Below are 13,139 nucleotides of genomic sequence, written 5' to 3'. Positions count from 1 at the left end.
GGGGTCTTGCTGAATGCAAGACCCCACTTAATCGATAGAAATCAGGTAGGTGTAATTGACATCGATCTGCCGCAGTTTCGCATCCTGGTTCCACGCCTTAGCTTCGATCACCTCCATCTCTACGCTTCCGCGTACTTCATTACGCAGCCCTGGCATCACATGCGAGATCAGGTAAAAGATAAATTTCACGCACTCTTTGGCCGTCCCCTGATGGGTAATAGCGATGTACTCACGCGCTGGCAAGCGAATATCTTCAATCTTGTGACCAGAAAGGATGTCCTTCTTGAATTCCGGCTCCACCGCCATGGTATGCGTGACTGAACACTCGCCTTCGCCACGCTCATTGTCAGAATGGATGCTGTAAACCTTGTGGCACTCCATATTCAGCCCTTTGAAGAAGTCATTAAAGATTTCCCCCTTCATGGCGATACAGGAAGAAATGGCCATCTCTTGGGCAGTATCAAATTCCATCTCACGCGTAAAACCGACCAGGTGCGTATCCGGCAACGTCAACCGTTGAATCTCCGGATAAAAACCGGCCTCATACACGGCTTCGAAGTCGAAGCGCGGCATCAGGCTCTTCACGTCCCATTTATCCATGGTACGGTAGCGGTTTGGCGTAATGCCAAAACGTTGCTTAAACATCCGGGTAAAGGTTTGCTGTGAATCAAAGCCCAATTCATCGGAGATATCGATAATTGTACGATTGCTGATGCGCAGCGCGACCGCCGCGCGGGTAAGAATGCGTGAGCGAATATAGGTGGCGAGCTGGATACCGGTGATACGCTTGAACTTACGCTGCAGGTGCCACTTGGAGTAGCCGGAGATACGCGCAACTTCATCCAGATTGGGCCGCGTCTCAAGATGAATTTCGACCCATTCAATCAGCTCTTCAATAAATAAAATATCTTCATTAGTCATTATTAGATGTTCGCTACTTCAAAAATGCTCAGGATAGTAACCTGCGTTAATTATATGAAAGTTGTTATTCCGTGCGCAAAGCAGTCCAAAAATAGCAGCTCGATCATCAGTATGACAACCCATACTGCACGTTTTACATCCAGCCTGGCTTTTTCTCACCGCAAAAGCTGAATATCCTTATGATTAGCACGTATTACCCGGCATATGATTGAGGTAGAATGCAGCGCTGTAATTTCCCCCGGTGCCCGCACCGTGAATGCACTGATTAACATGGCAAAGAAATGGTAGTTATTCTATGAAGTTCAGGCCGGTACAACAGGCAGCCCCCAAGGGCTTACACATCGCCAGCTCTCCGTTTACCCATAACCAGCAAAGCACCAGCCGCATCATGCTTTGGGTTATGCTGGCCTGCATTCCCGGCATGGCCGCACAGGTGTGGTTCTTTGGCTATGGCAACCTTATTCAGACCGCGCTGGCCATGGTGACCGCCCTCGGGGCCGAGGCCGCCATTCTTGCGCTACGTAAACAGCCAGTCAAGACACGGCTGGCAGATAATTCCGCCCTGCTCACTGCGCTGTTGCTGGGCATTAGCCTGCCACCGCTGGCTCCCTGGTGGATGATCGTTATCGGCACCTTCTTCGCCATTGTGATCGCCAAACAGCTATACGGCGGACTGGGGCAAAACCCTTTCAACCCGGCCATGGTGGGTTACGTGGTGCTGCTAATCTCCTTCCCGGTACAGATGACCAGTTGGTTACCGCCGGAAGAGCTGCGCGCAACCACCCTGACCCTGCCGGATACCCTGCTAGCTATTTTCAGTGGCCACACCGCCCAGGGAGCCACTCTGCACGAATTGCAGATGGGCGTTGATGGCATCAGCCAGGCGACGCCATTAGACGGTTTTAAAACCGGCCTACGCAGCGGCCACTCGGTCGAACAGGTACTCCAGCAACCGCTGTTCGGTGGCACCCTGGCCGGTATCGGCTGGCAGTGGATTAACCTGGGCTTCCTGCTCGGCGGCCTGTTTATGCTGGGTCGTAAGCTGATCCACTGGCAAATCCCGTTCAGCATGTTGGCCGTCATTACCCTGTGCTCAGGATTAGCCTGGACGTTAGATCCGGCCCATCAGGCTTCCCCGCTGATCCACCTGTTTTCCGGGGCCACTATGCTCGGGGCTTTCTTTATTGCCACCGACCCGGTCAGTGCCTCTACCACGCCCAAAGGTCGGCTGATTTACGGCGGCCTGGTTGGCTTGCTGGTCTGGCTGATCCGCGTGTATGGCGGTTATCCCGACGGGGTAGCCTTTGCCGTACTGCTGGCCAACATTACCGTGCCTTTGATCGATCACTACACGCAGCCACGCGTGTATGGCCACCGTTGAGGAGTCATTATGCTTAATTCCATGAGAAAGCATGGCACCACACTGGCCGTGTTTGCCGCGGTCACCACCGGCCTGACCGCCGTGGTGTACCAGTTAACCAAAACCACCATTGCCCACCAGGCGGCTTTGCAACAAAAAGCGCTGCTGGACCAGGTCGTCCCGCCGGAACATTATGACAACGATATGCAGAGCGAATGCCTGCTGGTCAGCGATCCGGCGTTAGGCAACGGCGCGCCGCACCATCTGTATCTGGCCCGCAAAAATGGTCAACTGGTGGCAGCCGCGTTGGAAACGACCGCGCCAGACGGTTATTCTGGGGCGATCCAACTGCTGGTCGGGGCCGATTTTAACGGCACGGTATTGGGAACCCGCGTGATAGAACATCACGAAACGCCTGGGCTGGGCGACAAAATCGAATTACGTATCACCGACTGGATCACCTTCTTCAGCGGTAAAAAGATCGACGGCCCGGATGATAAACGTTGGGCAGTGAAGAAAGACGGCGGCATGTTTGATCAGTTCACTGGGGCCACCATCACCCCGCGAGCAGTGGTCAACGCCGTGCGTCGTACAGCGTTGTTTATGGAGACGCTGCCGCCTAAACTGGATACCTTGCCTGCCTGCGGAGCCAGCGAATGAGTGAAGCCAAAGAGTTAATCGTACAGGGGTTGTGGAAAAACAACTCTGCGTTAGTGCAATTATTGGGGCTGTGCCCGCTGCTGGCGGTAACGTCAACTGCCACCAACGCCTTGGGGCTTGGGCTGGCCACCACGCTGGTGCTGACCATTACCAACGGTTCTATTTCCGCCCTGCGCCGTTGGATCCCGAGTGAGGTCCGAATTCCGATTTATGTGATGATCATTGCTGCCGCGGTGAGTATCGTGCAAATGCTGATCAACGCCTACGCTTTCGGTTTGTATCAGTCGTTGGGGATTTTTATCCCGCTGATCGTCACCAACTGCATCGTGGTGGGCCGGGCTGAAGCTGTCGCGGCGCGAAAACCGGTAGGACTGGCATTGATCGACGGTATGGCCATCGGCCTTGGTGCCACCAGTGCCATGTTTGTGCTGGGCTCGTTACGCGAGCTGATTGGTAACGGTACGCTATTTGATGGCGCTGACCTGCTGCTGGGCAGTTGGGCCAAGGTGTTGCGCATTGAAATTGTCCATTTCGACACCCCTTTCCTGCTGGCCATGCTGCCACCGGGTGCCTTCATCGGTCTGGGCTTGATGCTGGCAACCAAATATCTGATTGACGAAAAAATGAAGGCGCGTAAAGCCAAGGCCTTGGCAGTTGAACCTAACATGGAACAGGGACACGTAGAGAAAGCGCTATGAATAAAGAGAAACGCCTGGAGATCCTGACCCGCTTGCGGGATAACGACCCGCATCCGACCACCGAGCTGGTGTATACCACCCCTTTTGAGCTGTTGATTTCCGTGCTGCTCTCCGCTCAGGCAACCGACGTCAGCGTTAACAAGGCCACGGCCAAGCTCTACCCGGTTGCCAACACGCCAGCGGCCTTGCTGGCGTTAGGGGTAGACGGCGTCAAGGAGTACATCAAAACCATCGGCCTGTTTAACAGCAAAGCCGAGAACGTGATTAAAACCTGCCGTATCCTACTGGAAAAGCATGAGGGTGAAGTGCCGGAAGATCGCGCTGCACTCGAAGCCCTGCCCGGCGTGGGGCGCAAAACAGCCAATGTGGTGTTGAACACGGCCTTCGGTTGGCCAACCATTGCTGTTGATACCCATATCTTCCGCGTCTGTAACCGCACCCACTTCGCCCCAGGGAAAAACGTGGAGCAGGTAGAGGAAAAGCTGCTGAAAGTGGTTCCCGCCGAGTTTAAAGTCGACTGCCATCACTGGTTTATCCTGCATGGCCGCTATACCTGTATCGCCCGTAAACCGCGCTGCGGTTCATGCATTATCGAAGACCTATGCGAGTTTAAAGAGAAGGTCTATCCGCTTGATTGAGAGTACCGGGCACGGCGATCCGTGTCCGCGACTCTTCCCTCCGGTTTTTTATCAAAAATGTGACGTCGGGCAGCATTAACCTTGGTGGAACCCGGGATTACCCTACAAACTCGCTGTTTCAGATATTTTCAACCGTAAAATTAGTCAAAAATTGTGGTTAACCTCACGTCTTGACGATCACATCTCATTTACAAACCTCACTACCGATCTGTTCATTTTCAGATATTTTGCATAACCCAATTTATGCACAACAAACCAAGGCCTAATCAATCATGAGCATTGATATGGACTGGATATGACTTAAATAGCAGAAGATATAACTAAATTAATTCAGGATAGCTTTTAATCAAAACAAAAACTCGGCAAATTTAAAAATGGCAAACGTTAATACTGCATAACATTTGCAACATAGTTGCATAGCGTTGCCTATGTTATATGTAACAGAACATGTCAAAAAGCTTGCCACGTTGACAAAGATAGTGAACATTAACCGCCGGCATTCATCCTATAACAATGCAGAAGGGTGCAGCCCTGCATCACATTCTGCTATTCCCGTCCTGACAATACGGGTAGTGAAAAAACCAGAGGTACCAGTGTCAACTGCAAACAACAATTCTTCGGAAAACATTAGCCTTAACGCGTTTAAGCAACCTAAGGCCTTCTACCTGATCTTCTCGATTGAACTCTGGGAACGTTTCGGCTACTACGGTCTGCAAGGCATCATGGCGGTCTATCTGGTCAAGATGCTTGGCCTGAGTGAAGCCGACTCGATTACGCTGTTCTCCTCATTCAGCGCGCTGGTGTACGGTTTCGTGGCCATTGGTGGCTGGTTGGGGGATAAAGTTCTTGGCTCCAAGCGGGTGATCGTATTGGGGGCCATTGTGCTGGCCGCCGGCTACGCCATGGTGGCCTATTCTGGCCATGATATCTTCTGGGTTTATCTGGGGATGGCCACCATCGCCGTGGGTAGCGGTCTGTTTAAAGCCAACCCTTCTTCCCTGCTGTCTACCTGCTATGAGAAAGACGATCCACGTTTGGACGGTGCATTTACCATGTACTATATGTCCGTCAACATCGGATCATTCTTCTCCATGCTGGCAACCCCATGGCTAGCGGCCAAATATGGCTGGAGCGTCGCCTTCTCACTGAGCGTGGTGGGGATGCTGATCACCCTGGTCAACTTCATGATGTGCCACGGCTGGGTTAAGCAATACGGTTCAAAACCTGACTTTAAGCCCCTGCAGGTCAAAAAACTGCTGATGGTGATCGTTGGTGTTGTGGCGTTGATCGCCATTTCCAGCTGGTTGCTGCACAACCAGATTATCGCACGCTGGGCACTGGCTATCATCTCTGTGGGTATCGTCATCGTGTTCGCCAAGGAAACCTTCGCCTTACACGGCGCTGCTCGTCGTAAAATGATCGTGGCCTTCCTGCTGATGCTCGAAGCGGTGGTGTTCTTCGTGTTGTACAGCCAGATGCCAACCTCACTGAACTTCTTTGCTATCCACAACGTTGAGCACAATATTCTGGGGATCGCTTTTGAACCAGAGCAGTATCAGGCACTGAACCCGTTCTGGATCATGATGGCCAGCCCTATTCTCGCCGCGCTGTATAACAAGATGGGCGATCGTCTGCCAATGCCGCACAAGTTTGCCTTCGGCATGATCCTGTGTTCCGGTGCATTCCTGGTGCTGCCGTGGGGCGCAAGCTTCGCCAACGACCAAGGCATCGTGTCCGTTAACTGGCTAATCTTGAGCTATGCGCTGCAGAGTATCGGTGAGTTGATGATCTCTGGTCTGGGTCTGGCCATGGTCGCCCAGTTGGTACCACAGCGCCTGATGGGCTTTATCATGGGCTCATGGTTCCTGACCACCGCCGCCGCCGCGTTGATCGCCGGTAAGGTAGCGGGTCTGACTGCCGTCCCAAGCGACATTAACGATGCGCATGCTTCTTTGGCTATCTATAGCCACGTGTTTATGCAGATTGGTATCGCCACGGCAGTGATCGCCGTGCTGATGATGCTGACCGCACCGAAGCTGTATCGCATGACGCTGGATACCGCAGAAGATACGGCAGCAAAAGCGAAAGCTGCTGCTCTCTAATCTCTGCTGTAACCTGACCTCAAAAACGCCGGAGCCTAGCTTCGGCGTTTTTTATGATGCACAGAAAAATTGCGAATCGCTTCGCTATCTGAACAATCGCGTGCATTCAACAGCGAGGGTATTAAGTAGACTGCAGGTGGGTGCTCTGGATCTTTCTGTCTGGAGCATTTGGTAAAGGATGGAAAGAGAAAAGCCCCGGACCGATTTACATCAATCCGAGGCCGATCTCACTCCCTAACAAGGTGAGATTATCCTCTAAAATTCCCGAAATCAAGGGACAAGGAGGTTAATAATGCCGCAAAAACTGCTGGTTTTATGCCTGATCGTTATCTGTGTGACGCTGATCGCAGTCATCTGGATAACACGTGATTCGCTGTGTGAATTACGCGTCAGGCAAGGAACAACGGAAATTGCCGCCATTCTGTCTTGCCTGAAACAGCGGTAAGGCGATCCCACGGATGGGGTTCGCCCCATCCGTAACTTGCTGGGAGGCGATCCGCGAGCACCCTTCTTTGACCTTTCAACATCCTGTCAAATCATCCCACACGCTTTTCCTTATCAATTCCCCGGATGCCAGCATTCGGTATTGCAGTACGTGCACAGAAAAATTGCGAATCGCTTCGCTATCTGAACAATCGCGCGCATTCAACAGCATGGGTATTAAGTAGACTGCAGGTGGGTGCTCTGGATCTTTCCGTCTGGAGCATTTGGTAAAGGATGGAAAGAGAAAAGCCCCGGACCGATTTACATCAATCCGAGGCCGATCTCACTCCTAAGCAAGGTGAGGTTAGCCTCTTAAAATCCCAAAATCAAGGGACAAGGAGGTTAAGAATGCCGCAAAAACTGCTGGTTTTATGCCTGATCGTTATCTGTGTGACGCTGATCGCATTCACCTGGATAACACGTGATTCGCTGTGTGAATTACGCGTCAGGCAAGGAACAACGGAAATTGCCGCCATTCTGTCTTGCCTGAAACAGCGGTAAGGCGATCCCACGGATGGGGTTCGCCCCATCCGTAACTTGCTGGGAGGCGATCCGCGAGCACCCTTTTAGCACGTCAAAATTCACTGCTGCGATTAAATCCGGTTTAAACCAGGGGGTAATGGATCAAGTCGTGAATACGTACCGGCTCTGCGCTGGCATTATGATACGCATGTGGGCAATCCGCCTGGAAACGCATGGCTTCGCCGCTGGCAAGGCTATGCCACTCACCGTTAATCGCCAGTTCAAGTTGGCCACTGATGACAATGACATGTTCAATCACGCCCGGCTCATGAGCCGAGGATTCACTGAGCGCGCCAGGGGCTAAATCGATGACAAACATATCAAAACCCAGTTGGTGGTCGAACGGGAAAAGCGGCACCACACGCATGTCGGCATTGTCTTGATTGAAGATTGGCAACTCGCCATAACGATGCAACATAGCCGCCGGCTGCAACGGCGCCGTTTCCAGAAAGGCAGAGAAAGCCACGTTAAACCCGGTAGCAATTTTCCATAAGGTCGCCACCGTTGGGCTGGACTCACCCCGTTCGATCTGCCCCAGCATCGCCTTGCTGACGCCCGTATTTTCGGCAGCCTGATTAAGGCTCCAACCGCGTTGCGTACGTAATGACTTCAGCGTTTGCGCCAAATGGCTGGCAAGATCCTGCATAGCTATTCTCCTGAAAAACCTGCGGCGATTATAGCCCCTTGTGCGCTATAACGCACGATGCTATGCTCCGTCAATTCGACCGTTATAACGCACACTACTCGGGAGCGGTTATGCGTCCTGCACTCTCATTACGTGATATCTCCTTTTCTGCCATCGTTGCCGGTTTTGTCGCCGTGCTGGTAGGCTATACCAGTTCTGCAGCGATTATCTTCCAGGCCGCTGCTGCTGCGGGGGCAAGCCCGATACAAATTGGCGGCTGGCTGAGCATGCTTGGTCTAGGTATGGGTATCACTTCGGTGGGGCTCTCGCTCTATTACCGTACGCCAATCCTCACCGCCTGGTCGACGCCTGGTGCCGCGTTGCTGGTCACCAGCTTGCCCGGTACCCCGCTCAATGAGGCCATCGGGGTATTTATTTTCGCCAGTGGGCTAATCCTGCTGTGTGGTGTCACCGGCCTGTTTGCCAGGTTGATGAATCATATCCCGCAGGCCATATCGGCAGCGATGCTGGCCGGAATATTGCTCCGCTTCGGGTTGGACGCCTTTGCTTCCTTGCAGATCAACTTTTCTCTCAGCGCCGGTATGTGCCTGGTGTATCTATTCACCCGCCGCTATCTGCCGCGTTACGGGATCGTTCTGACGTTGCTGGCCGGGCTGATCATCGCAGCGTTACAGGGTAACATTCATTTCACCCAACAAACGCTGTCCTTCGCCAAGCCGGAATTTATCGCTCCGCACTTCACGCTGTCGACGCTGCTGGGCATAGGTATTCCTTTCTTTGTCGTGACAATGGCCTCGCAGAACGCGCCTGGCATCGCCACTCTCAAGGCTGGCGGGTATGACGTCCCCACTTCACCATTAATCAGTTGGACTGCCCTGACGGCTCTGGTGCTGGCCCCCTTTGGCGGCTTTACAGTGTGTATTGCGGCCATCACCGCCGCCATCTGTATGGGGCCGGATGTTCATCCCGATCCCAAGCGCCGTTATATGGCCGCCGTGGCCGCCGGTGGTTTTTATCTGTTAGCTGGGGTGTTCGGCGGTACCATTGGCATGCTGTTCAGCGCCCTGCCGGTAACCTTGATCCATACCATCGCCGGGCTGGCGTTATTAGGCACCATTGCAGGTAGTTTGCAACGCGCGCTCCAGGATGATAAACAGCGGGACGCCGCGGTGATCACCTTTCTGATCACCGCTTCCGGGCTGACGTTGTTAAACGTGGGGGCTGCGTTCTGGGGGTTGATTGGCGGTGTACTGGCATACGCTATTTTCTCATTACCACGGCGCAAAATGCCTTGAATCCCGCTATTGGCTCTCAACGATTGGCAGGATAAATCCGCTATCACCCTGCGGCAGCGCGATACCCAAGGCACGCGCTGCCAGTTCTGCTACGCGAAAATCGATATCCGCTTGCTCACCATCTTCCAAAAACCAGGCCGCGGAAAGTCCCGCCCAGGCCAGGATCCACTGCAGCAGACGGCAACGTTCCAAGCCAGCCAGCGAGCAAACCTGTTCAACGCGACTATGGAAGATATCGGGATCGGTGGCGACACCGTAATTGGGGTTGCAGAAGATATTGGCGTAATCAAATCCTCGCTCGCCATACAGACGCTTGGGATCGATCACTAGCCAGCCGCGTTCGGCAAAATCCAGCACGTTGTCATGGTGAATATCCCCATGCAACACCCCTTGATCCCGCGGGCTGGTCAACAGTTCTGCCGCAGCGGTAGCACTCAAGCGCAGCATGCCTCCGTGAGCCTGCGCTGCGGGCCATAGGGCATTAAACCACTGATGCAAGGGGATCAATTCGGGGTAAGGTTCATCTCGCGGCGCATGCAATCGAGCAATGACCTTGCACAGAATAGCGGTTGCCCGTTGGTCTTCACCGTTGCGTACCAGCTGTGCCAATGACAAAGGCCCCATAGCCCTTTCCAGCAAAATGCCGTCATCATGCCAGGCCAGCACCCGCGCAGCACCTTCTCCACGCCACCAGCACATCAGTTGGCCGCCAAATTTTTCTTCCTGTTCGCGGGCAATTTTCAGCATTGCGGGCATCATTTGATAGCGTACCGGCATCAACAGGCTGCTATGGGTTTCAAACGCTTGCCCGTCTGGCTCAAGTTGCCAACGTTGCAGATAAGGAATAAATGCCTGGTTGATCACCCTTATGCACCCTTATTGCGTGAACGACTGCTTGGGATGATAGTATTACCAGGCAGCATCATGCAAAACTTTCGGCTGCACGCGCTGATGAGTGCGTGCTATTGGTCATCTCGTGGGGTCATCATGTCATTACTCAAACGTACCAACTATGCAAAATTACCTAAGCCGGGTGGGCCCTATGTGCACGCGGTACGCCACGCCGATACGCTGTACGTTTCTGGCCTGACCGCCTTTGCCACCGAAGCCCAGGGACAAGCGGTACAAGACCAGGCTCGCGCCATACTGGAACAACTGGCGGCCGTGGCTGCCAGCGAAGGCACCAATCTTAAATCACTGATCAAAATCACCGTTTTTCTGACCGAGATAGCCGACCTGGCCGCCATCCGTGACGTCCTGTTCGACTATCTGGACGGTGCGCTCCCTGCAAGTTCACTGGTTGCCGTCAGCGCCCTGTTTTCACCCGATCTCAACGTCGAGATCGAAGCCATTTTGGCACTGTAAATCAGGGGGGCGCTATAATGCGCCCTCATCCAGTTCACAAGGCCCAATCTTAAACCAGGCCTTGGCGATCTTCCCTTGCTCAATTTCATAGATGGCAATAACGTCCATCTTCCCGCGTCCCTGTGGAAAATTGCGCGTGACCACCTCTTGGTCGATGACCAAATTCTCCACCACCATACGTTTTATTCGCTCCCCGTATAGGCTAGGCTCTTGGAAGCGGGCAAGATGACGCTCACGAATTTCACCTTTACCACGAGCAAGCAGCGTATCCGGATGCTGATAATACAGCGCATCATCGGCCCAGCAGGCCATAAAGGCGTCGATATCACGGGCATTGTAGGCATCAAGCTGCTGTTGCACGGTCTCTTCTGGGCGCACTGTTTTGCTGTTCATCGTAATCCCCTGCATAACGTTGAATCCGAGGTTAAAGCTCGACGATTTCATCAACCTGATGGTGAAACACGTAAGGATCGGAGATCAGCGCGAAGGCTTCATCATCCGGATAAGTGACCGCCACCTGATAGGCTTCACCGGCGAAACACTTGATGGCCGCCAACGAGGTCCAATAGGTTGCCAGAAAGAAATGCGCATACTCTCCCTGCACTTCTTGCCTGACAAAAGCCCCACGGTTGCCCGCAATCTCTTTAGCATGCTTGACGCCTGTGACATGTAAATGATCGGCAAATCCTTGCCGATGTTGTAGCGGCACGCAGCCGTGCCAGGTTCTGACAATCATCGCCACCCACTGAATATAAAACCGTAAATAGTGAATAAATAACCTATCATGTTTTTGGCCGATTTCAATCCGTCAGCGCATGATTTTTAAACCGATGCAAAAAGTGACATAACAGCCATTATCCGCTATGACGCTGTCGGGAATAATCTGCTAATTTAGCAACTGGACTGATTGATGATGAGTGACTATGCAGCAAAAGCCGGTTTTGCATGAAGCCAGACAGTTGAAACGCCTTAACGCCGCAACGCGGCGGCAGTCGCACATGTATAAGTGGATTGCCCTGGTGGCGGCGCTGGATGCATTGTTGGTGTTTTATTATGACCGGGATATGCGTAATGTTTCATTTTCAACGCTGGTGGCCCTGGTTTGCGGCTATCTATGGATACGCGATCGCAATAAGGCACGCGGCTATCGGCGCGAGTACGACAACAAATACGGCAACCTTCGCAACGAGTAATCCCTCCTCACTTCCAGCCTATTGATAAGGATCGATTTGTGCATTCTCCAACTGTCTCCCCAGAGCTGTTACAACCCTTCTCTCCATTTCAGGCATTAGCCCAGGAATTGCTGCCGCTGACGCTAGAGGGCGATGATGGCTCGCACGATGTAGCCCACCTGCACCGCGTGTGGAAAAATTGTCGCCAAATCAGCCAGGATGAAGGGGGAGACCAGCAAATTCTGTGTGCCGCCGTGTTGCTGCATGACTGCGTTGCGGTAGAGAAAAACTCCCCTCAGCGCCATCTGGCCTCCCGCATGGCGGCAGAAAAAGCCGGCATCGCGCTGGCAACCCTTGGTTGGTCTGATGAGAATATCAACAAGACCGCGCACGCGATTGAGGCTCACAGCTTTTCTGCCGCTATTCCACCGCAAACGCTGGAGGCCAAAATCCTGCAGGATGCCGACAGGCTGGATGCGATTGGCATGATCGGCGTTGCCCGCTGCTTCTACATCGGTGGCCGCATGCGTAGTGCCCTATACGATGCCGCCGACCCGCTGGCGCAACAGCGCCAGTATGATGACAAGCGATTCACTCTGGATCACTTCGAAACCAAGCTGTTCAAACTACAGGAAGGGTTTCAGACTGCGGCAGGCCGAAGGATGGCGGCATTACGCACCGAACGCATGCGCCGCTTTCTCAGCGAACTACTGGAAGAAGTTTGATAGGCTCGTTGATAACTTCAGAACAATATCTTTGCCATAAATGCTGTACACTGAAAGTCAACTTCACAACACAGGTTGCCAAAATGAAGAGACTAACGCTGAAAGAGATGACAGAAAGCGAACAACGTGAAGTAAAAACCGATCTGGACAGAGCAAGCAAAAACCTCGAGCGCCAGTTGACCAACTCCGAACATAATAGAATTAAAGACGAAGCCATCGATCGCATTATGGCCGCGCGTGAAAAGATTGCCAAAGCGACCCGCGCAGAACGCAAAGCCAACCGGGCACAGCCAACAGGTGCCACCTTCAGTTGGACTGCCTCCATCAGCACGCGCCCACATCGTTGATCACAGACCCCGCTTCGGCGGGGTTTCTGTTTGATAAGCCAGATTCATATGCACCCTGCCATTATTAATATCACTATTATCATCTAGTTATCCATTGACAGCTAACCGTGACCTGTCCACTATCGGGTGACATTCACTGGTTACGAGATCGCCATGACCCCTTTCATCCAACAGGCAACACCGCAGCAAACCGCGTTGACCGTGG

Annotated in this window: 17 protein-coding genes; 12 read left to right on the top strand and 5 right to left on the bottom strand. The window is 53.0% G+C overall.

Annotation, left to right across the window (positions count from 1 at the left end):
- Window positions 1-27: 27 nt before the first annotated feature.
- Window positions 28-921 (bottom strand): helix-turn-helix domain-containing protein, encoded by an 894-nt coding sequence (locus tag D9980_RS06370; RefSeq protein ID WP_121606745.1) that lies wholly within the window; start codon window positions 919-921, stop codon window positions 28-30.
- 295 nt (window positions 922-1,216) lie between these two features.
- Between D9980_RS06370 and rsxD the strand changes: the two genes are divergently transcribed.
- The 7 genes from rsxD (at window position 1,217) to D9980_RS06335 (ending at window position 7,363) form a co-directional block, all read left to right on the top strand.
- The gene (gene rsxD, locus D9980_RS06365) at window positions 1,217-2,302 is read left to right on the top strand and encodes an electron transport complex subunit RsxD (RefSeq protein WP_121606744.1); all 1,086 of its coding nucleotides are present in this window, start codon (window positions 1,217-1,219) and stop codon (window positions 2,300-2,302) included.
- 9 nt (window positions 2,303-2,311) lie between these two features.
- Window positions 2,312-2,941: an electron transport complex subunit RsxG gene (rsxG, locus tag D9980_RS06360; RefSeq protein ID WP_021804527.1), complete on the top strand. Its 630-nt coding sequence runs from the start codon at window positions 2,312-2,314 to the stop codon at window positions 2,939-2,941.
- The gene (locus D9980_RS06355; protein WP_024486620.1) at window positions 2,938-3,639 is read left to right on the top strand and encodes an electron transport complex subunit E; all 702 of its coding nucleotides are present in this window, start codon (window positions 2,938-2,940) and stop codon (window positions 3,637-3,639) included. Before rsxG ends, D9980_RS06355 begins: the two co-directional genes overlap by 4 nt.
- On the top strand, window positions 3,636-4,277 hold the full coding sequence (nth, locus tag D9980_RS06350; RefSeq protein ID WP_121606743.1) for an endonuclease III: 642 nt from the start codon (window positions 3,636-3,638) through the stop codon (window positions 4,275-4,277). Before D9980_RS06355 ends, nth begins: the two co-directional genes overlap by 4 nt.
- 593 nt (window positions 4,278-4,870) lie before the next feature.
- A complete protein-coding gene (gene dtpA / locus D9980_RS06345; protein WP_024486618.1) occupies window positions 4,871-6,379 on the top strand; it encodes a dipeptide/tripeptide permease DtpA in 1,509 nt (502 codons plus the stop codon).
- Window positions 6,380-6,671: 292 nt separating this feature from the next.
- The gene (locus D9980_RS06340; RefSeq protein ID WP_080660769.1) at window positions 6,672-6,824 is read left to right on the top strand and encodes a Hok/Gef family protein; all 153 of its coding nucleotides are present in this window, start codon (window positions 6,672-6,674) and stop codon (window positions 6,822-6,824) included.
- A 386-nt stretch (window positions 6,825-7,210) separates the two neighbouring features.
- On the top strand, window positions 7,211-7,363 hold the full coding sequence (locus D9980_RS06335; protein WP_059200725.1) for a Hok/Gef family protein: 153 nt from the start codon (window positions 7,211-7,213) through the stop codon (window positions 7,361-7,363).
- A 103-nt stretch (window positions 7,364-7,466) separates the two neighbouring features.
- Here the strand turns inward: D9980_RS06335 and D9980_RS06330 are convergent, their stop codons facing one another.
- On the bottom strand, window positions 7,467-8,030 hold the full coding sequence (locus D9980_RS06330) for a helix-turn-helix domain-containing protein (protein WP_046808208.1): 564 nt from the start codon (window positions 8,028-8,030) through the stop codon (window positions 7,467-7,469).
- A gap of 110 nt (window positions 8,031-8,140) precedes the next feature.
- Between D9980_RS06330 and D9980_RS06325 the strand changes: the two genes are divergently transcribed.
- The gene (locus D9980_RS06325) at window positions 8,141-9,325 is read left to right on the top strand and encodes a benzoate/H(+) symporter BenE family transporter (RefSeq protein WP_121606742.1); all 1,185 of its coding nucleotides are present in this window, start codon (window positions 8,141-8,143) and stop codon (window positions 9,323-9,325) included.
- Between the two features lie 6 nt (window positions 9,326-9,331).
- On the opposite strand, the gene D9980_RS06320 is transcribed toward D9980_RS06325, so the two are convergent.
- A complete protein-coding gene (locus tag D9980_RS06320) occupies window positions 9,332-10,186 on the bottom strand; it encodes an aminoglycoside phosphotransferase family protein (protein WP_121608966.1) in 855 nt (284 codons plus the stop codon).
- 126 nt (window positions 10,187-10,312) lie between these two features.
- On the opposite strand from D9980_RS06320, the gene D9980_RS06315 reads away from it, so the two are divergent.
- Window positions 10,313-10,690, top strand: coding sequence for a RidA family protein (locus tag D9980_RS06315; RefSeq protein WP_098931222.1), 378 nt, complete (start codon window positions 10,313-10,315; stop codon window positions 10,688-10,690).
- Window positions 10,691-10,702: 12 nt separating this feature from the next.
- Here D9980_RS06315 and D9980_RS06310 read toward each other — a convergent pair whose 3' ends face one another.
- Window positions 10,703-11,083, bottom strand: a complete 381-nt coding sequence (locus tag D9980_RS06310) for a nuclear transport factor 2 family protein (protein WP_121606741.1) — start codon at window positions 11,081-11,083, stop codon at window positions 10,703-10,705.
- 31 nt (window positions 11,084-11,114) lie between these two features.
- Window positions 11,115-11,426, bottom strand: coding sequence for a hypothetical protein (locus D9980_RS06305; protein ID WP_121606740.1), 312 nt, complete (start codon window positions 11,424-11,426; stop codon window positions 11,115-11,117).
- A gap of 187 nt (window positions 11,427-11,613) precedes the next feature.
- On the opposite strand from D9980_RS06305, the gene D9980_RS06300 reads away from it, so the two are divergent.
- The 3 genes from D9980_RS06300 to D9980_RS06290 all read left to right on the top strand — a co-directional run bounded on the left by D9980_RS06300 (window position 11,614) and on the right by D9980_RS06290 (window position 12,934).
- Entirely contained in the window at window positions 11,614-11,883 is a 270-nt protein-coding gene (locus D9980_RS06300) for a hypothetical protein (RefSeq protein WP_121606739.1), read from the top strand.
- 38 nt (window positions 11,884-11,921) lie between these two features.
- Entirely contained in the window at window positions 11,922-12,587 is a 666-nt protein-coding gene (locus tag D9980_RS06295; RefSeq protein ID WP_024486508.1) for an HD domain-containing protein, read from the top strand.
- Window positions 12,588-12,670: 83 nt separating this feature from the next.
- Window positions 12,671-12,934 carry a DUF3811 domain-containing protein gene (locus D9980_RS06290; protein WP_024486509.1) on the top strand — a complete coding sequence of 88 codons (264 nt, stop codon included), beginning with the start codon at window positions 12,671-12,673 and terminating at the stop codon, window positions 12,932-12,934.
- Window positions 12,935-13,139: the final 205 nt, after the last annotated feature.

Origin of the sequence: Serratia sp. 3ACOL1 (assembly GCF_003668775.1) — a bacterium.
In the GTDB taxonomy this organism is placed as follows: domain Bacteria; phylum Pseudomonadota; class Gammaproteobacteria; order Enterobacterales; family Enterobacteriaceae; genus Chania; species Chania fonticola.
Note: the sequence above shows the minus strand (reverse complement) of the source record. Positions and strands in the feature narration are given on the sequence as shown.